Genomic DNA, 20,275 nt, shown 5'->3' on the forward strand with positions numbered 1-20,275 from the left:
GCGAGCCTGCTCGCGATGAACGATAACGCGGTCTACGCCGGATCGACGTTATCCAGCACCCGATTCACCGCCAACTCAGCCAGCATGATGACCTGCTGGATCGCCAACGCCGTATGGCGCTGCGGGCCGGTCAGGTCGTTGGCGAAATCGCTGGCCAGGACACTCGCCGAGGCCAACGATTCACAGGCGTGGGCCAGCAGGCTTTCGGTATCAGCATTCTGGACGACCATGAACATCGTGCTGGGGCGGCGTTTTTTTTCGGTGTAAGACGCCGGGGGATCGAGGTAGTAGTCGAGGGCGCGTTTTATGGCTTCGCGGTCTTTGAGTAACTCTTCGGTGCGCGAAGCTTCGGCGTTGGGGGTGGTGGTGTTAAAGGGTGGGTCGGGGATTAACTTATCCATACAATCTCCTACTGAAATGGGTGCCACCACTCGCCGGATCTCAAGCGGCGAAGAGGTGGCAGCTATGTGCAGAGTGAGATCACCGGTAGTAGGCACCCGGCCAGACCGAAGTCTGCCCGCACACAGCCGCCATAACGCATTTACAGGCAGCGGATAAGCTGGCGCCAATTATGGTGGCATTGGCGCTAGATGCATACTAGTTGCCGGGGATCTCACGCCCGATCGCTGAATGTGCAGCGACAGCCAAAGACTAGAGAGCCCGCTTCCGACGGACAACCTGAAAAATGCGTGGGAAAGTTCCATGTTTTGACACATCCGTTAAACATTCAAATGTGGAACGCGGAGCGTCCCTGGCGGCATTCCCACGCGGAAGCGTGGGTACGATCAATCCCGCGTATGACACCGAATTTTCGTCTGACACTGATTACTGTAGGAGCTGTCGAGTGAAACGAGGCTGCGATCTTTTGATCTTGAAAAACAACATCAAAAGATCGCAGCCTTCGGCAGCCCCTACGTGGGGTTGTGTACACCCGCAATGGATTGGCTGGCTGTCAGGCCGTCTTCGCGGGCAAGCCTCGCTCCTACAAGTGGGGCGGTGTATGTCTGCGAGAGATTGGTCGGCTGTCAGGCCGCCTTCGCGAGCAAGCCCACAATGGAGCCGCATACACCCGCCCCTCACCACTCAACAGGCCGAGCGTTAGCTCGCCTGCCGCTTTTGATCTTGATCCACCCGCCCCTTCGGGAGGCTGAGTGGAGGTGTTCATCTGGGGATTGGCGCGCAGCGCCGTTCGACGCAGTCGAACCCATCGCATGTAGGTCGTAGCGAAGCAGACCGTAGGGCGATGCCCCCAGATGGATACCGGAGCGAAGGAACGCCGAGCCTCAGCGAGGGGCCGGACGCTTGGGGCGAAGACCTTTGCTTCCTTTGGGGCGTTTGCCAAAGGGAGTCGCCGTAAGGGCGAAACCATAAGCCGCCGTTACCGCAGCAACGGATATGTACTCAATCAACAAGAACCTGGTCGGCTATAAGGCCGCCAAGATCAAAACAAGATCCCAGCCCAAACTGACAGCGCCGTCAGTTACCAGTCACTCTCCTGACGGGCGAACAGGTTTATAAAGGAAGGTATAAACCTGACAAAATTCCGACCACTCTGCCCGGCGCCCCACTCGCATGCGAATTCAGAAAAAAACCGCCCTGTTCGCCGCCCTTCTGATCACCCTGGCAGCGCTGGGCGTGTGGTACGCCGCCAAACCCGCTACTACCAAACTGGCCACCTCCACCGCCATCCCCGTGCGAGTGGTCAGCGTCGCCGAAAAAGACGTGCCCCGCTACATCAGCGGCATCGGCTCGGTGCTGTCGTTGCACAGCGTGGTCGTGCGCCCCCAGATCGACGGCATCCTCACCAAGCTGCTGGTCAAAGAAGGCCAACTGGTGAACAAAGGTGATCTGCTGGCCACCATCGACGACCGTTCGATCCGCGCCAGCCTCGACCAGGCCCGGGCGCAACTGGGCGAAAGTCAGGCGCAACTGCAAGTGGCGCAGGTCAACCTCAAACGTTACAAACTGCTGAGCGTCGACGACGGCGTGTCCAAGCAGACCTATGACCAGCAACAAGCCCTGGTCAACCAACTCAAAGCCACCGCCCAAGGCAATCAGGCATCGATCGACGCCGCTCTGGTGCAGCTTTCTTACACACAGATCCGCTCCCCGGTCACCGGTCGCGTCGGTATTCGCACAGTGGATGAAGGCAACTTCCTGCGCATGACTGACACCCAAGGCTTGTTCACAGTGACCCAGATCGACCCGATCGCCGTGGAATTTTCCCTGCCGCAACACCTGTTGCCGACCCTGCAAGGCCTGATCAACGATCCCCAGCACACGCCGGTCAAGGCTTACATCGGTGCCGACACCGACGGCGAAACCGGCAACCTGCTAGGCGAAGGCCGCCTGACCCTGATCGACAACCAGATCAACGCCAACACCGGGACCATCCGCGCCAAGGCCGAGTTCGCCAACCCCGCACAGAAACTCTGGCCGGGCCTGCTGGTAACGGTAAAGATTCAGACAGCACTGGATAAAAATGCATTGGTGGTGCCACCCACCGTCGTACAACGTGGCCTCGATCAACATTTCGTCTACCGGGTCAACGGCGACAAGGTCGAAGCCGTTCAAGTGCAGATGGTTTATCAAGGCAGCGGCCAGGACCTCATCAAAGGAGTGAAACCAGGCGATGTGCTGGTCAGTGACGGGCAGTCGCGACTCAAACCTGGTTCGACCGTGCAGGTAGTGACCGACCCACCGCAAGTGGTGCAATCGGAGCCGAAACCATGAAGGGCCATGGCTCGATTTCCGCGTGGTGCATCGATCATCCGGTGGCGACGGTCCTGCTGACCTTTGCCTTGGTGCTGCTCGGCGTCATCGCCTTCCCACGACTGTCGATTGCGCCACTGCCGGAGGCAGAATTCCCGACCATCCAGGTGGCCGCGCAACTGCCTGGCGCCAACCCCGAAACCATGGCCTCGTCGGTGGCCACACCGCTTGAAGTGCAATTCAGCGCCATCCCCGGCGTGACCCAAATGACCTCGAGCAGCGCCCTGGGCTCGACCATTCTGACCCTGCAATTCACCCTCGACAAAAGCATCGATACCGCCGCGCAGGAAGTCCAGGCCGCAATCAACACCGCCGCCGGCAAACTGCCCAAAGACATGCCGAACCTGCCGAACTGGAGGAAGGTCAATCCGGCCGACAGCCCGGTGCTGATCCTCAGCATTAACTCGCCGCAAATGCCCGGCACCGAAGTCAGTGACCTGGTGGAAACCCTGCTCGCCCGTCAGATCAGCCAGATCGACGGTGTAGGCAATATCAACATCACCGGTCAGCAACGTCCGGCAATCCGCGTGCAGGCATCAGCAGACAAACTCGCTGCCATTGGCCTGACCCTGGCGGACATTCGCCTGGCGATCCAGCAAACCAGCCTCAACCTGGCCAAGGGGGCGTTGTATGGCGAGTCGAGCATTTCGACCTTGTCCACCAACGACCAATTGTTCCACCCCGAGGAATACGGTCAGTTGATTGTTTCCTACAAGGACGGCGCACCGGTTCATCTCAAGGATGTGGCCAAAGTCGTCAACGGTTCGGAAGATGCCTACATCCAGGCGTGGGCTGACGGTCAGCCTGGGGTGAACCTGGTGATTTTCCGGCAACCAGGAGCCAACATCGTCGCGACCGTCGACCGAATTCAAGCAGCCCTGCCGGCGCTGGAGGCCATGCTGCCGGCCTCGGTGCAAGTCAAGGTGTTGGTTGACCGCACCCAGACCATCCGCGCGTCGTTGCATGAAGTGGAAGTCACTCTGCTAATCGCGATCCTGCTGGTGGTGGCGGTGATGGCGCTGTTCCTGCGGCAGTTGTCGGCGACCCTGATCGTGGCGTCGGTGCTCGGCGTGTCGTTGATCGCCAGTTTTGCCCTGATGTACATCATGGGCTTCAGCCTGAATAACCTGACGCTGGTGGCGATCGTGGTGTCCGTCGGGTTTGTGGTGGACGATGCGATTGTGGTGGTGGAAAACATTCACCGTCACCTGGAGGCCGGCGACGGCATGCGCGAGGCGGCGATCAAGGGCGCCGGCGAGATCGGCTTTACCGTGGTTTCCATCAGTTTCTCGCTGGTGGCGGCGTTCATTCCGCTGCTGTTCATGGGCGGCGTGGTCGGGCGGCTGTTCAAGGAATTCGCCCTGACCGCCACCTCAACCATCATGATTTCTGTGGTGGTGTCCCTGACGCTCGCACCGACGTTGGCCGCGCTATTCATGCGTGCGCCGGAACACAGCCAATCGGGCTTCGGCGAGCGCTTGCTGGCGCTGTATGAGAAAGGCCTGCGCCGCGCCCTCGCCCATCAGAAACTGATGATCGGTGTGTTCGGCCTGTCCCTCGGCCTGGCGGTCGCCGGGTACATTTTCATTCCGAAGGGTTTCTTCCCGGTGCAGGACACCGGTTTCGTCCTTGGCACCACCGAAGCAGCCGCTGATATTTCCTACGGCGACATGGTGAAAAAACACTTGGCAATGGCAGAAATCGTCGCCGCCGACCCCGCTGTCGAGACGTTCTCACACTCGGTCGGCGTTGCGGGCAGCAACCAGACTATCGCCAACGGACGGTTCTGGATTTCACTGAAAAAACGCGGCGACCGTGACGTGTCCGCCAGCCAGTTCATCGACCGGATTCGCCCGCAACTGATGAAAGTCCCGGGCATCGTGCTGTACCTGCGCGCCGGGCAAGACATCAACCTCAGCTCCGGCCCGAGCCGCGCGCAGTACCAATACGTGCTCAAGAGCAACGACGGGCCACTCCTGAGCACCTGGACCCAGCGCCTGACGGAAAAACTGCGCAGCAACCCGGCGTTCCGCGACATTTCCAACGACCTGCAACTGGGCGGCAGCATCACCCACATCAGCATCGACCGCAACGCGGCGGCGCGTTTCGGCCTGACCGCCAGCGATGTAGACGAAGCACTGTACGACGCCTTCGGCCAGCGGCAGATCAACGAATTCCAAACCCAGACCAACCAGTACAACGTGATTCTGGAGCTGGACACCAAGCAGCGCGGCAAGGCCGAAAGCCTCAACTATTTCTACCTGCGCTCGCCGCTGAGCGGGGAAATGGTGCCGCTGTCGGCCCTGGCGAAATTCGATGCGCCGACCATCGGCCCGTTGTCCATCGCTCACGACGGGATGTTCCCTGCGGCCAACCTGTCGTTCAACCTGGCGCCCGGCGTCGCGTTGGGCGATGCGGTGATCATGCTCAATCAGGCCAAGACTGACATCGGCATGCCGGTGGCCATCAGCGGTAATTTCCAGGGCGCGGCCCAAGCGTTCCAGAGTTCGCTGGCCAGCCAGCCGTGGCTGATTCTGGCGGCGCTGGTGGCGGTGTACATCATTCTTGGCGTGCTCTACGAGAGCTTCGTGCATCCGCTGACGATCATCTCGACCCTGCCCTCGGCGGGGCTCGGGGCGGTGATCATGCTGTGGATCTGCGGCCAGGACTTTTCGATCATGGCGCTGATCGGGCTGGTGCTGCTGATCGGCATCGTCAAGAAGAACGGCATTCTGATGATCGACTTTGCGCTGGACGCCCAACGTAACCGTGGCTTGCCTCCCGAAGAGGCGATCTATGAGGCGTGTATGACGCGGTTCCGGCCGATCATCATGACCACCCTCGCCGCCTTGCTTGGTGCCCTGCCGTTGATGCTCGGCTACGGCACCGGCGCCGAACTGCGCCAGCCATTGGGCATCGCAGTGGTGGGCGGTTTGCTGGTGAGCCAGGCGCTGACGCTGTTCACCACGCCGGTCATATACTTAATGCTCGAGCGGCTTTTCCATCGATCTAAACCAGCTCCAGCACCGATGTCGGTGCAGGCGACCACAGACTGAGGCGGGGTCATGCGCGTTCTGATTATCGAAGACGAAGAAAAAACCGCGGACTATCTACACCGAGGTCTGACGGAACAGGGCTACACCGTGGACGTGGCCGGCGATGGCGTCGAAGGCCTGCACCTGGCGCTGGAAAGCGATTACGCAGTGATTGTCCTCGACGTCATGTTGCCGGGCCTCGACGGCTTTGGCGTATTGCGTGCGCTGCGGGCACGCAAACAAACGCCGGTGATCATGCTCACCGCTCGCGAGCGGGTGGAAGACCGCATCAAAGGCCTGCGCGATGGCGCCGACGATTACCTCGGCAAACCGTTTTCCTTCCTCGAATTGGTGGCGCGTCTGCAAGCGCTGACCCGTCGCAGCGGCGGCCACGAACCGGTGCAAGTGAGCATCGCCGACCTGTGGATAGATTTGATCAGCCGCAAGGCCACCCGCGCCGGCACACGCCTGGACCTGACCGCCAAGGAGTTTTCGCTGCTCAGCGTGCTGGCGCGGCGACAAGGGGAAATCCTCTCGAAAACCGCCATCGCCGAGATGGTCTGGGACATTAATTTCGACAGCGACGCCAACGTGGTCGAGGTCGCGATCAAACGCCTGCGGGCCAAGCTCGACGGGCCGTTTGACGAGAAACTGCTGCACACGATTCGTGGCATGGGTTATGTGCTGGAGAGCCGTGGTGTCCAGTAATTCGATCGCACTGCGCCTGAGCGGGATGTTTACGCTGGTGGCGCTGCTGGTGTTTCTGTTGATCGGCGGTGCGCTGTATCAACAGGTCGACAAGGGTCTGGGCCTGCTGCCCGAGGCCGAGCTGGATGCGCGTTATAGCGTGCTCGAATCGGCGCTCAACCGTTACGGCACGCCCGAGCATTGGGTGAAGATCAACGCCAAGCTCAAGCTGCTGAGCGAAGAAGACAAGCGCATCCGCTTTTGGGTGGTCAGCGGCAATCCCGGTTATGAATACGGCCAACCCGACGCGCCAATCCGCGCTTTCGCCCAAGGCCCGTTGGGCATGCGCGACATGGAATTGCCCGACCATCCGTACCCGCTGAAAGTGCTGGTCACTGAGCTGCCGGCCAAGGACCAGCGCCCGCCGCTGCGCTTCATGATCGGCATCGACACCGAGACCTTTTACGAGACGCAGCACCACTTGCTGATCGCCCTGATCAGCCTGGCGATCGTGGGTGTATTGCTGGCCTCGCTGCTCGGTTACTGGGTAGCGCGGATCGGCCTCAAGCCGCTGATCAAGTTGTCGCAGGAAGCCCAGCGCCTGGCGCCGCCGAGGCTGTCCGGCCGTTTGCAACTGTCGCCATTGCCACCGGAACTGAACCAGTTCGTCAGCTCGTTCAACGCCACACTGGAACGGGTCGAACAGGCTTATTCACGACTGGAGTCGTTCAACGCCGACGTCGCCCATGAACTGCGTTCACCACTGACCAACCTGATCGGCCAGACCCAGGTTGCGCTAACCCGCGGGCGTTCGGCCGAACATTATTTTGAAGTGCTGCAATCGAACCTCGAAGAGCTCGAACGGCTGCGCTCGATCATCAACGACATGCTGTTCCTCGCCAGCGCCGACCAGGGCAGCAAGGCTACTAAACTGACGTCCACCTCACTGGCCGATGAAGTGGCGACGACGCTGGAGTATCTGGACTTCATTCTTGAGGATGCGCAGGTTCAGGTCGAGGTCAGTGGCGATGCGCAGGTACGAATCGAGGTCGCCCATCTGCGCCGGGCGTTGATCAACTTGCTGAGCAACGCGGTGCAGCACACCGAGCCCGGGCAAGTAATTGAGGTACGGATCGAAGTCGAAGAGCATCAGGTCAGCATCGGCGTCGCCAACCCTGGGTCGCCGATTGCCAATGAGCACTTGCCGCGATTGTTCGAGCGCTTCTACCGGGTCGACGCGTCGCGCAGCAACAGTGGCAACAACCATGGCCTGGGGCTGGCAATCGTCAAGGCGATTGCGCTGATGCATGGTGGCGATGTGTTTGTGCGCAGTGATCATGGGATGAATACTTTCGGGATTCATCTCCCGGTCTGATCACACAGCCCCCTCACCACAGAAAGCCACACCACCAACACAGGGTAATTATCGACTGCCCGCTGAATGTCTTCTAAGCTTCAATTAGCAAAAGGCCAGCATGTTTTGCTGGCCTTTTTTTTACCCGGCATTTATACAGGCGCTCTGAACGCGACCGGTTTCTGGGACTCTGCCCGATTCTTGTAAAAAACTTTCATAACGCCTTATTTGCAGAAGTCAGAACCATGAGTGTGAGCAGTGCGAAATCCCGCCAACCGATCCGTGCAACCCGGTCGGAGCGGTTCCTGGTTTTCGGCAGTTTATTGTTGGTGATTGCGATACTGAGCATCGTGGCGTTCCTGCTGATCCGCGAACGCGCCCATGCCGAATTGTCCGCCGCTCGCGCCGCCAACAATATCGTGCAGTTGATCGATGCCGACGTGCTGCGCAATGTCGAACTCTATGATGTGTCGCTGCTGGGTTTGATCGCTGCCTCCCAGCGAGAAGACCTCAAGAGCGTTTCTCCAGCTATTCGCCATCTGGCCTATTTCGACCGCGCCACTGCCGCGCCGTACAAGGGCAATATTTTGTTGCTCGACAACAAGGGCGACGTAATCGCCGACTCGGCCTCGGTTGAGCCCAGACAGGGCAACTATGCCGATCGCGAATACTTCCAGTCTCACGTGGATAACCCGGACCCGGGCATGTTCATCAGTCCCCCCTTCAGAGCCAGGTCGCCCGAACAGGATTGGCGTATCAGTTTCAGCCGCCGGGTGAACGGCCCCCAAGGTGAATTCCTGGGCGTGGCCGAAGCCGCCATGCGGTTGAGTTACTTCGATCAGTTGTTCAACAGTTTGAGCATCGGCCGCGACAGCACGGTCAATCTGATCAGCAAGGACGGGACTCTTCTGGCTCAGCAGCCACGTCTGGCCGAAGAGTTGATCGGCAAAAACTTCAGTCACCGTCCCAATTTCCAACGCATCGTCAAAGAAGGCAACGGCAGCTTCACCAGCATGTCCGATCGATACCGTGACAAGCGCTTGTACACCTTCTCCAAGGTCGGGAACTTGCCATTGATTGTCATCGTGGCGCTATCAAGTGATGAAGTCTTTGCGGCCTGGAAGCGCACCGCGGTGGTGGTCAGTTTGGCGACCATTGCCCTGTGCGTGAGCCTGCTATGGCTGACCTGGTTGCTCTGCCGGGAACTGCGTCGGCGCCAGAGTGCCGAGCTGGAGCTGGCACAACTGGCCGCTACCGACCCCTTGACCGGTCTGGCCAACCGCCGAAGCCTGGATCAGGCCCTGCGCCATGAATGGTTTCGCGCCCAACGTTCCGGCCTGCCATTGTCGGTGCTGATGATCGATGTCGATCACTTCAAGGCGTTCAACGACCGACATGGCCATCAGGGCGGCGACGATGCCTTGCGCTGGGTGGCCAAGGTGATCGGCACCCAGGTTCGACGGCCGGCGGATCTGGTTGCCCGTTACGGAGGCGAGGAGTTTTCGGTGATTCTGGCTGAAACCGACAGCGCCGGCGCCCAACAGATTGCCGACAACGTCCGCGCAGCGGTGGAGCAGTTGCCGTTAGCGGAGGGTGGTATGTCGCCGGTTACTGTCAGTATCGGTATCAGTACCTGGACGACGGCGTCCGATATCAGCCTGGAGCAATTGCTGTTTGCGGCAGACAAGGCGCTGTATCAGGCCAAGGAAAGCGGGCGGAATCGGGTGGTTGCAGCAGACTGAGATCTACGGTGTGGCGGCCGGCCTCTTCGCGGGCAAGCCTCGCTCCTACAGGACAGCGGCGCATTTAACTTCCACACTCTGTAGGAGCGAGGCTTGCCCGCGAAGAGGCCATGACAGACACCACAAAACACCACGTTCCCGCACCCATAAAAAAAGGCCACCCGAAGGTAGCCTTTAAAAAACTAGAGAGGTTTTTTGCTTACACGGCCGCAACAGGACGCATGTAAGAGATCGGTGCAGTGCTGGCGTCTTCGAAAGTCACGACTTCCCAAGCATCTGTCTGCTCAATCAACTTGCGCAGCAGCTGGTTGTTCAATGCATGTCCGGACTTGAAGCCCTTGAACTCACCAATCAGGCTATTGCCCAGCAGGTAGAGGTCACCAATTGCATCGAGGATCTTGTGCTTCACGAATTCGTCTTCATAGCGAAGGCCGTCTTCGTTCAGTACACCATCCGCGTCGACCACAATAGCGTTTTCAACGCTGCCGCCGAGTGCGAGGTTGTGCTTGCGCAGGTACTCGATATCACTCATGAAACCAAAGGTACGGGCGCGGCTGACTTCTTTTACGAACGAAGTGCTGGAAAAATCCACGCTTGCACTTTGTGTGCGGTCACGGAAAACCGGGTGATCGAAATCGATCTCGAAGCTCACTTTGAAACCTTCGAAAGGGACGAAAGTGGCGCGCTTGTCGCCGTCTTCCACTGTCACTTCCCGCAGGATCCGGATGAACTTCTTGGCGGCGTCCTGTTCTTCCAGGCCGGCCGATTGAATCAGGAATACGAAGGGTCCAGCGCTACCATCCATGATCGGGACTTCGGACGCGGAGAGCTCGACGTAGGCGTTATCGATGCCCAGGCCAGCCATGGCCGAGAGCAGGTGCTCCACCGTGTCCACTTTGACGTCACCGCTAACAAGCGTGGTCGACATAGTGGTTTCGCCAACGTTTTCCGCGCGGGCAGGAATCTGCACCACAGGGTCGAGGTCAGCACGACAAAACACAATGCCGGTGTCGACGGGCGCTGGCTTGAGGGTCAGGTAGACCTTCTCCCCGGAGTGCAGGCCGACACCTGTGGCACGGATAATATTCTTCAGGGTGCGTTGTTTTATCATGGCATGGGCCGCTTCAGCGCAAATTGCGAACTGGTATCAACAAAGGCTGGCGATGATAGCAGACCAGACCTTTGCTGAACACCAATCACCCTAATACCCCTGATACATTTCATCAATCGGCCTGACGACGCAGGAAAGCCGGGATGTCCAGGTAGTCCAGGTCATCTTGCGGGTTCATCTTCGCGGCAGTCGCAGCACCGGCCTGAGCCTGGTTGCGCATGACGGTCGGACGATCCAGGTCACGGTAGTTCACCGCAGGCTGTTCTTGACGAACAGGGGCTTGTTGTTGTGGCTGGGAAGCCATCGAGGTGTGAACGGTATTGTCGATGACCTTCACAGGCTTCTCGATTTTAGCGCCTAAACCGGTGGCAACAACAGTCACGTGCAGCTCGTCGCGCATGTCCGGATCGATAACGGTACCGACCTTGACCATTGCGTGCTCGGAAGCGAAGGCTTCGATGATGCTACCCACGTCGGAGTACTCACCCAGGGACAGGTCAGGACCGGCGGTGATGTTCACCAGGATGCCGCGTGCGCCTTGCAGGTTCACGTCTTCGAGCAACGGGTTGCGAATGGCCGCTTCGGTGGCCTCACGTGCACGGTTCGGACCGCTGGCGCAGCCAGTGCCCATCATCGCCATGCCCATTTCGCTCATCACGGTACGAACGTCGGCAAAGTCAACGTTGATCATGCCCGGACGCTTGATGATGTCGGAGATACCGCGAACGGCACCGGCCAGTACATCGTCGGCCTTGGCGAAAGCCGACAGCAGGCTTGCGTCTTTACCGAGGATGGTCAGCAGCTTCTCGTTGGGAATGGTGATCAACGAGTCGACGCTTTCAGACAGCAGACGAATACCTTCGTCGGCGATCTGCATACGCTTGCGACCTTCGAACGGGAACGGACGAGTCACCACCGCAACGGTGAGGATCCCCATTTCCTTGGCCACTTCGGCAATGATCGGCGCAGCACCGGTACCGGTACCACCGCCCATGCCGGTGGTGATGAACACCATATTGGTGCCCTGCAGGACTTCGGCAATGCGCTCACGGTCTTCGAGAGCGGCCTGACGACCTACTTCAGGGTTGGCGCCGGCGCCCAGGCCTTTGGTCACGCCGGTGCCCAGTTGCAGAATGGTCCGCGCACCAATGCTTTTCAGCGCTTGGGCATCAGTGTTGGCGCAGATGAATTCAACGCCTTCAATGTTGCTCTTGACCATGTGATTGACAGCGTTGCCGCCGCCACCGCCAACACCGATAACTTTAATTACCGGGCTTGCGGGGATGTTGTCTACGAGTTCGAACATTTTCCCTCTCCTTACATTCTCTAGTTTTTTCGCCTACTGCTGTTTGAAGCGGTGTTGCGGTAAAGCTTTAGAAATTGCCTTGTACCCAGCTCTTGAAGCGATCGAGCAAGGCGACTTTCGGTTCGTCATTGCTGTAGCTGTCGCGGCTGCCGATGCCCGAGAATGAAATCCCGTCGGACTGCTTCTGCAGGCCGTACATCAACAGGCCAACGCCGGTGGAATAAATCGGGTTGCGGACCACGTCGTCCAGGCCCTTGACGCCATGCGGCACGCCCAGGCGAACCGGCATGTGGAAGATCTCTTCGGCCAGTTCCACCGCGCCTTCCATCTTCGACGTACCGCCGGTCAGCACGATGCCGGCCGGGATCAGGTCTTCGTAGCCACTGCGACGCAGTTCGGCCTGGATCAGGGTGAACAGCTCGTCGTAGCGCGGCTCGACCACTTCGGCCAGGGCCTGACGGGACAGCTCGCGCGGTGGACGGTCGCCGACGCTCGGCACCTTGATGGTTTCGCCGGCACCGGCCAGTTTGGCCAGGGCGCAGGCGTAGCGAATCTTGATTTCTTCGGCGTACTGGGTCGGGGTGCGCAGCGCCATGGCGATGTCGTTGGTCACCTGGTCGCCCGCAATCGGGATCACCGCGGTGTGACGGATCGCGCCTTCGGTGAAGATCGCGATGTCAGTGGTGCCGCCGCCGATGTCCACCAGGCACACGCCCAGCTCTTTCTCGTCGTCGGTCAGGACCGAGTAGGCCGAGGCCAACTGCTCGAGAATGATGTCGTCGATTTCCAGACCGCAGCGGCGCACGCATTTTTCAATGTTCTGTGCGGCGTTGACGGCGCAGGTGACCACGTGAACCTTGGCTTCCAGACGCACGCCGGACATGCCCAGCGGCTCGCGAACGCCTTCCTGGTTATCGATCACGTAATCCTGCGGCAGGGTGTGCAGCACGCGCTGGTCAGCCGGGATCGCCACCGCCTGGGCAGCGTCGAGAACGCGCTCAAGGTCGGCGGAGCTGACTTCGCGATCACGAATCGCCACGATGCCGTGGGAGTTCAGGCTGCGGATGTGATTGCCGGCCACGCCGACAAACGCCGAGTGGATCCGGCAACCGGCCATCAGCTGCGCTTCTTCAATAGCGCGCTGGATCGACTGGACGGTGGACTCAATGTTCACCACTACGCCTTTTTTCAGGCCGCGGGACGGATGAGTACCGATCCCGACGATTTCGAGCGTGCCGTCGTCCGAGACCTCGCCGACCAGCGCCACCACCTTGGAGGTGCCGATATCGAGACCGACGATCATTTTGCCGCTTTGCACGTTTGCCATGGGTCCTGCCTCTTCTTAATTCTTCGCGACAGCGGGTTGGGCTGTCGTGGGCGCTACAGGTTCCCGCCAGCCAACAGCGAGGCCGTTGGCGTAGCGCAGATCGATGCGCGCAATGTTCGTAATCTGCTCTTTGAGCGTCTTGTCATAGATGGCAATGAAGCGGCGCATCTTTTCCACCAGCTTGCCGCGTCCCAGCAGCAGTTCGATTCCCGGGCCCGCGCTGCCGGCGCCGGTGGTCAGGAACCAACTGCCTCGTTCACGCAACTCCAGGCGTGCAATCGAGAAGCCTAATGGCCTGAGCATCTGGCTCAGCACCTGGTATTGCTGCATCACTTGCTGCTGGGCCCGCTGCGGGCCGAACAGCTGTGGCAGGTGTTCGTAGTTCGCCAGCTCGCGTGGAGTGAACGCCTGCCCCTGGTTGTTCAGCAGCGACTCATCACCCCAGCGGGCCACCGGCAGTTGTTCTTCCAGGCGAATCACCACCTGATCCGGCCACACCCGACGCACTTCGGCGTGGGCAATCCATGGCATCTGTTCAAGCTCGGTACGCATGCTCTCCAGGTCGATGGTGAAGAAGCTCGACGCCACGTAGGGGGCGATCCGCTGCTGCACCGCTTGCTGGCTGATGTAACTCAAGTCGCCCTGTACCGCGATCTTGGTGATCGGCCGGTCGGCGTACGGCAGCAAACGCTGTGCGCCTTCATAAGTGCCGAACCCCAATGCAACCAGCAGCACGGGCCAGAACAGGCTTTTCAGAAAACCGAAGTTGGCTTTCGGCAGGCGCGCGGACATCGGCTCTTTGGCCACCATTCGGCTGGCACCCCGCGGCACCGGCTTGCGGCCGGGTGCGGAAGGCTGATGTCGTAGCTGAGCGCCTTGCATGGTCTTAACCTCTTGTCGGCTCTTGGTTACCGGCAGCGTTGCCGGTAACGCTGGCGGCCAGAATCGCCAGAACCAGTTGCTGGAAATCCAGGCCAGCGGCACGGGCCGCCATCGGAACCAGACTGTGATCGGTCATGCCCGGTGCGGTATTGACTTCCAGGAACCAGAACTGCCCGTCGGCGTCCTGCATCACGTCTGCCCTGCCCCAACCGGCGATACCCAGCGCCTCACAGGCTTTGGCCGTGAGGTCCATGAGTTCTTTTTCTTTATTGCTGTCCAGGCCACACGGGATCCGGTACTGAGTATCGGAGGCCACGTACTTGGCGTCGTAGTCATAGAAAGTGTGCGGAGTGCCCAAGGCAATCGGTGGCAACACCTGGTCACGCAGGGTGGCGATGGTGAACTCCGGACCTTGAATCCATTGCTCGACCAACACTTGAGAATCGTAGGTACTGGCCGCTTTCCACGCGTCGATCAATTCAGACGCGGAAGTCACTTTGGCCATACCGATACTGGAACCTTCATGGGCCGGTTTGACGATCAAAGGGAAGCCCAGTTCCGTGGCCGCCGAAATACAATCGGCCTCGCAGCTCAGTACCGCATGGCGTGGCGTCGGAATACCGAGGCTGTGCCAGACCTGCTTGGTGCGCAGTTTGTCCATGGCCAGTGCCGAGGCCAGAATGCCGCTGCCGGTGTACGGAATGCCCAGGCATTCGAGCAGCCCCTGCATGCTGCCGTCTTCACCGCCACGACCGTGGAGGATGATGAAGGCGCGGTCGATTTTTTCGTTCAGCAGACGCTGCAGCAGGTCATCGCCCACATCAAGACCGAAGGCGTCCACACCGGCGCTTTGCAATGCATCGAGCACCGCGTTACCCGACTTCAGGGAGACTTCACGCTCGGCACTCTTGCCGCCGAACAGCACGGCGACACGGCCGAAGTCTTTCGGCAAGAGAGTGGAGACGAGGTTGGCGTAAGCAGCAGTCATTTCAACTTCCCCACGCTTGGCGCGGCAACCGCGCCAGCGAACAACGGACTGTTCAATAGTTTCGGTGCGAGACCGCCGATATCACCGGCGCCTTGGCACAACAGAATGTCGCCGGCACGCAGCAGCGGCTTGACGATCGGGGCGAGGTCGATGCCACGCTCGATGTAGATCGGGTCGAGCTGACCGCGCTGGCGAATGCTGTTGCACAGCTTGCGGCTGTCGGCGCCCGGAATCGGCTCTTCGCCGGCCGGGTAGACTTCCATCAACAGCAGCACATTGGCGTCGGCCAGTACATTGACGAAATCGTCGTACAGATCGCGGGTGCGGCTGTAACGGTGTGGCTGGTAAACCATCACCAGACGGCGCTCCGGCCAGCCACCGCGCACGGCTTTGATCACGGCCGCGACTTCGGTCGGGTGGTGACCGTAGTCATCCACCAGCATCACGTTGCCGCCATCAACCGGCAGCTCGCCGTACACCTGGAAACGACGACCGACACCCTGGAACCCGGACAGGCCCTGGACGATGGCTTCATCGCTGACGCCTTCGTCGGTGGCGATGCAAATGGTCGCCAGCGCGTTCAGCACGTTGTGATTACCCGGCATGTTTACCGAGACATCCAGCGGTTCGCGATCAGGGCGCAACACGGTAAAGAAGGTTTGCATGCCCTGCTGACGCACATTGATGGCACGCACGTCGGCATCGTCGCCAAAGCCATAAGTGACCGTCGGACGTTTCACCTGCGGGAGGATTTCACGCACCACCGGATCATCCAGGCACACCACTGCCAAGCCGTAGAACGGCAGGTTGTGCAGGAACTCGACGAAGGTTTTCTTCAGTTTGTTGAAGTCGCCGTCGTAGGTCGCCATGTGGTCGGCGTCGATGTTGGTGACCACGGCCACCAGCGGCTGCAAGTGCAGGAAGCTGGCATCGCTTTCATCGGCTTCGGCGATCAGGTAGCGGCTGGTGCCGAGCTGGGCATTGGTGCCCGCGGCGTTCAGGCGACCACCGATCACGAACGTCGGGTCCAGGCCACCGGCGGCGAACACCGAAGCGATCAGGCTGGTGGTGGTGGTTTTGCCGTGGGTACCGGCGACGGCGATGCCGTGGCGGTAACGCATCAGTTCGGCCAGCATCTCGGCACGCGGCACCACCGGAATCCGGCGTTCCAGGGCAGTGGCCACTTCCGGGTTGGAAGTGTTCACCGCGCTGGAGGTGACCAGCACATCGGCGTTCGCGGCGTTCTCGGCACGGTGGCCGATATAGATATGGGCACCGAAGGACTCCAGGCGCTCGGTCACCGGCGATGCTTTCAGGTCGGAACCGGACACTTCATAGCCCAGGTTCAGCAACACTTCGGCAATGCCGCACATACCCACGCCGCCGATACCGACGAAGTGGATGCGACGGATGCGGCGCATTTCCGGGTGCGGCATGGCTTTCTTGTTCTCAACCATGGGCCACCTCCAGGCAGGTATCGACCACGTTACGAGTGGCATCGGGTTTGGCCAGGCGGCGTGCCGCGGTGGCCATGTCATTGAGTCGTTGCGGTTGCATCAAGACCTCTGTCAGGCGAGCGGCAAGATCCGCTGCGCCAGTCGTTCTTTGCGGCATCAGGAAGGCAGCGCCTTCACGGGCCAAATAATCGGCGTTGCGGGTCTGGTGATCGTCGATCGCGTGGGGCAAAGGCACCAGCATCGAGGGCAGACCGGCAGCCGCCAGTTCACTGATGGTCAATGCGCCTGCGCGGCACACCACCAGGTCGGCCCAGCCATAGGCTTGAGCCATGTCTTTGATGAAAGGCTGCACTTGCGCCTCGACGCCAGCCGCGCGATAGCGCTCTGCGGTCACTTCATCGTGGTTTTTGCCAGCCTGATGAAACACGTCCGGGCGCAGGTCGGGAGCGACTTGTGACAGGGCTTCAGGCAGCAACTTGTTCAACGGCTCTGCGCCCAGGCTTCCGCCCAGGATCAGCAAACGCGCCTTGCGACCGGCCAGGGCAGGTCGCGGTGTTTCGAGGAACAGCTCGGTGCGCACCGGGTTACCGGTGGTGCGACGGCTGTTCGACAGGGTAAAGGTGTCGGGGAACGCTTCACAGACTCGGGCGGCCAACGGCACCAGCAACCGATTGGCGGTACCGGCCACGGCGTTCTGTTCGTGAACGATCACCGGTACGCCAGCCAGTTTGGCTGCAACGCCGCCGGGCCCGGTCACATAACCCCCGAAGCCGACCACACACACCGGCCGCAGCTGACGAATGATCGCCCGCGCCTGCCAGATCGACTTGAGCAACATGAACGGTGCCTTGAGCAGGGACAATTTGCCCTTGCCGCGCAAACCGCTGGCGTTGATCCGATGCAATTGAAGACCGGCCGCCGGCACCAGATCGTTTTCGATCCCGCGCGGCGTGCCCAACCAGTGCACGGTATAACCGCGGGCCTGGAACTCGCGAGCGCAGGCCAGTGCCGGGAACACGTGCCCCCCGGTGCCGCCGGCCATGATCAATACGTTAGCGCCCATGGTTCGGCTCCTCGGCGAAGTCGCTCTCATGGAATTCCATCTCTTCACTGCCCAAGTGGGTTCGACTCTCCCACTCGATGCGCAGCAACAAGCCAAGACAGGCACAGCAGATCACCAACGAACTGCCGCCATAACTGAGGAATGGCAGGGTCAGCCCCTTGGTTGGCAGCAGGCCGACGTTCACTCCGATGTTGATCAGGAACTGACCAATCCACAGGAACGACAGGCCGTACGCGATGTAGGCGGCGAAAAATTGCTTGGCCTTCTCGGCCCAATAACCGATGTACATGCCACGAATACAGACAAAGACGAACAGCGCTACCGTGCACAAAGAACCCACGGCACCCAGCTCTTCGGCCAGGACCGAGAACACGAAGTCGGTGTGGGCTTCCGGCAGGTAGAACTGTTTCTGCACACTGTTGCCCAGGCCAACGCCCAGCCATTCGCCGCGACCGAAAGCGATCAACGCTTGAGACAACTGGTAGCCAGCACCGAACTGGTCGGCCCACGGGTCCGCAAAGTTGGTCAGACGCGCCATTCGATACGGCTGCATTTGAATCAACAACACCACCGCACCGACAGCCAGGACCACCATCAAGGAAAAACGGAACAGCCCGACCCCGCCCAGGAACAGCATCGCTGCAGCCGCCCCCATCATCACGACGGTGGCACCGAAGTCCGGTTCCATCAGCAACAGACCCGCCATCGGCAACAGAACGATGAACGGCTTGAAGAAGCCCATCCAGCTTTCACGCACTTCTTTCTGGCGACGCACCAGATAACCGGCAAGGTAGATCACCACGAATACCTTGGCGATCTCGGAAGGCTGGACGTTGAAGAAACTGAAGCCGATCCAGCGCATCGAACCGTTCACTTCACGCCCGATCCCGGGGATGATCACCATCACCAGTAAACCAAACGCACCAATCAGCATCAGCCAGCCCAGGCGCTGCCAGGTCGCGATCGGAATCATCAGGGTGACGATGCAGGCACCAAGGCCCAGCACCACGTAGATAAGGTGGCGAATCATGTAATAAAAGGCACTGCCCGACTGCACTGCCGCCACTTCGGTCGAGGCCGATGCAATCATGACCAGACCCAGGCCGAGCAGCGCCAGGCAGCCGGCGAGCATCGGGAAATCGAGGTCGATGCCGCGCCCGGTGATGATCGGCGACGGGTACGGCTTGATGATATTCAGGAGGCTCATGCCAAGTCCTCCACGGCGCGGACAAACTGGTGACCGCGATCTTCGTAGTTCTTGAACATGTCGAAACTGGCGCAGGCCGGCGACAGCAGCACCGCGTCGCCCTTTTCGGCGATGGTGCGGCATTGCTCGACCGCTTCGATCAGCGAGCCGACGCGAATCAGTGGCACGGCATCGCCGATGGCCTCGCCGATCTTGTCGGAATCACGGCCCATCAAAATGACGGCGCGGCAGTTGGCCGCCACCGGATCACGCAAATCCTTGAATTCTGCGCCCTTGCCATCGCCACCGGCGATCAGCACGAGTTTGCCGTCGATGTCCGCACCCAGGCCTTCGATGGCGGCCAAGGCGGCGCCGACGTTGGTGGCTTTGGAATCGTTGTAATAGCTCACGCCATTCAGCTCGCGTACCCATTGGCAGCGATGCTCGAGCCCGGCGAAATTGCGCAGGGCCGAAAGCATGGCGTCGAACGGCAGCCCCACGGCGTGGCCCAGCGCCAAGGCCGCGAGGGCGTTGGACTGGTTATGCGCGCCACGAACTTTCAACTCGCGCACCGGCATCAGGTTCTGGAATTCGAAGGCCAGGTATTTCTCGCCGTCCTCTTCCCGGATCCCGAAGGCCTTGAAGTCGGGCTTGTTCAGGCCGAAGGTCCAGCAGGGTTGGCCTTCACCCATCAGCGGACGGCTGAGGGCGTCCTGACGGTTGACCACAAACTGCCGGGCGCCCCGGAAGATCCGGTGCTTGGCCAGGTGATAGGCCGGCAGACCGCTGTAGCGGTCCATGTGGTCTTCGCTGATGTTGAGCACGGTCGCCACTTCGGCGTTGAGTTGATCGGTGGTTTCGAGCTGGAAGCTCGACAACTCCATCACGTACAACTCGATGTCGTCGCTGAGCAAATCCAGCGCCGGTGTGCCGAGATTGCCGCCGACGGCAACACGCTTGCCAGCCGCAGCCGCCATTTCGCCGACCAGGGTGGTGACGGTGCTTTTGGCGTTAGAACCGCTGATGGCGACAATCGGCGCCTTCGCGTTACGCGCGAACAACTCGATGTCGCCGGACAACTTCACGCCACGGGCGGCGGCAGCCTGCAGGGCCGGGGTCGCCAGCGCCAGACCGGGGCTCACGTAGAGCTCGTCGGCACGGCACAGGAATTCGACGTCCAGCTCGCCACAACGCACTTCCACGTGCGGATAGTCACGCTTGAGCGTGGCCAGTTCCGGTGGATTTTCCCGCGTATCGGCGACAGCAAACGACACGCCCCGGTTCGCCAGGAAGCGAACCAGGGACATGCCGCTCTTGCCGAGGCCGACAACGATGCGGAAGTGGTCAGAAGCGATCAGAGACACT

The 20,275-nt window shown here is 60.3% G+C and carries 15 protein-coding genes; 5 read left to right on the forward strand and 10 right to left on the reverse strand.

Annotated features, from left to right (window positions below; translation table 11 throughout):
• Positions 1-32 precede the first annotated feature (32 nt).
• Complete coding sequence (locus PMI18_RS07710) at positions 33-401, reverse strand: DUF6124 family protein (RefSeq protein WP_007904299.1); 369 nt, start codon at positions 399-401, stop codon at positions 33-35.
• Between the two features lie 1,171 nt (positions 402-1,572).
• On the opposite strand from PMI18_RS07710, the gene PMI18_RS07705 reads away from it, so the two are divergent.
• From PMI18_RS07705 to PMI18_RS07685, 5 genes are all read left to right on the forward strand, one after another.
• Positions 1,573-2,733, forward strand: a complete 1,161-nt coding sequence (locus PMI18_RS07705) for an efflux RND transporter periplasmic adaptor subunit (RefSeq protein ID WP_007904301.1) — start codon at positions 1,573-1,575, stop codon at positions 2,731-2,733.
• The gene (locus PMI18_RS07700; protein WP_007904305.1) at positions 2,730-5,828 is read left to right on the forward strand and encodes a multidrug efflux RND transporter permease subunit; all 3,099 of its coding nucleotides are present in this window, start codon (positions 2,730-2,732) and stop codon (positions 5,826-5,828) included. Before PMI18_RS07705 ends, PMI18_RS07700 begins: the two co-directional genes overlap by 4 nt.
• Positions 5,829-5,837: 9 nt before the next feature.
• Positions 5,838-6,515: a heavy metal response regulator transcription factor gene (locus PMI18_RS07695; protein ID WP_007904309.1), complete on the forward strand. Its 678-nt coding sequence runs from the start codon at positions 5,838-5,840 to the stop codon at positions 6,513-6,515.
• Positions 6,505-7,869, forward strand: a complete 1,365-nt coding sequence (locus PMI18_RS07690) for a heavy metal sensor histidine kinase (RefSeq protein ID WP_007904311.1) — start codon at positions 6,505-6,507, stop codon at positions 7,867-7,869. Before PMI18_RS07695 ends, PMI18_RS07690 begins: the two co-directional genes overlap by 11 nt.
• Before the next feature lie 224 nt (positions 7,870-8,093).
• Complete coding sequence (locus PMI18_RS07685) at positions 8,094-9,590, forward strand: sensor domain-containing diguanylate cyclase (protein WP_007904313.1); 1,497 nt, start codon at positions 8,094-8,096, stop codon at positions 9,588-9,590.
• 199 nt (positions 9,591-9,789) lie between these two features.
• Here the strand turns inward: PMI18_RS07685 and lpxC are convergent, their stop codons facing one another.
• The 9 genes from lpxC to murD all read right to left on the reverse strand — a co-directional run bounded on the left by lpxC (position 9,790) and on the right by murD (position 20,274).
• A complete protein-coding gene (lpxC, locus tag PMI18_RS07680) occupies positions 9,790-10,701 on the reverse strand; it encodes a UDP-3-O-acyl-N-acetylglucosamine deacetylase (protein WP_007904315.1) in 912 nt (303 codons plus the stop codon).
• 112 nt (positions 10,702-10,813) lie between these two features.
• Positions 10,814-12,007, reverse strand: coding sequence for a cell division protein FtsZ (ftsZ, locus tag PMI18_RS07675; protein WP_007904318.1), 1,194 nt, complete (start codon positions 12,005-12,007; stop codon positions 10,814-10,816).
• 67 nt (positions 12,008-12,074) lie between these two features.
• Complete coding sequence (gene ftsA / locus PMI18_RS07670; protein ID WP_007904319.1) at positions 12,075-13,334, reverse strand: cell division protein FtsA; 1,260 nt, start codon at positions 13,332-13,334, stop codon at positions 12,075-12,077.
• 15 nt (positions 13,335-13,349) lie between these two features.
• Positions 13,350-14,216, reverse strand: a complete 867-nt coding sequence (locus PMI18_RS07665; RefSeq protein WP_007904320.1) for a cell division protein FtsQ/DivIB — start codon at positions 14,214-14,216, stop codon at positions 13,350-13,352.
• Between the two features lie 4 nt (positions 14,217-14,220).
• On the reverse strand, positions 14,221-15,204 hold the full coding sequence (locus tag PMI18_RS07660) for a D-alanine--D-alanine ligase (protein WP_007904322.1): 984 nt from the start codon (positions 15,202-15,204) through the stop codon (positions 14,221-14,223).
• A complete protein-coding gene (murC, locus tag PMI18_RS07655; protein WP_007904332.1) occupies positions 15,201-16,661 on the reverse strand; it encodes a UDP-N-acetylmuramate--L-alanine ligase in 1,461 nt (486 codons plus the stop codon). Before murC ends, PMI18_RS07660 begins: the two co-directional genes overlap by 4 nt.
• A complete protein-coding gene (murG, locus tag PMI18_RS07650) occupies positions 16,654-17,724 on the reverse strand; it encodes an undecaprenyldiphospho-muramoylpentapeptide beta-N-acetylglucosaminyltransferase (RefSeq protein ID WP_007904335.1) in 1,071 nt (356 codons plus the stop codon). Before murG ends, murC begins: the two co-directional genes overlap by 8 nt.
• Complete coding sequence (ftsW, locus tag PMI18_RS07645; protein WP_007904337.1) at positions 17,714-18,931, reverse strand: putative lipid II flippase FtsW; 1,218 nt, start codon at positions 18,929-18,931, stop codon at positions 17,714-17,716. Before ftsW ends, murG begins: the two co-directional genes overlap by 11 nt.
• Complete coding sequence (gene murD, locus PMI18_RS07640) at positions 18,928-20,274, reverse strand: UDP-N-acetylmuramoyl-L-alanine--D-glutamate ligase (RefSeq protein ID WP_007904347.1); 1,347 nt, start codon at positions 20,272-20,274, stop codon at positions 18,928-18,930. Before murD ends, ftsW begins: the two co-directional genes overlap by 4 nt.
• Between the last annotated feature and the right edge of the window lies 1 nt (position 20,275).

Source organism: Pseudomonas sp. GM102 (genome assembly GCF_000282555.1).
GTDB lineage: Bacteria > Pseudomonadota > Gammaproteobacteria > Pseudomonadales > Pseudomonadaceae > Aquipseudomonas.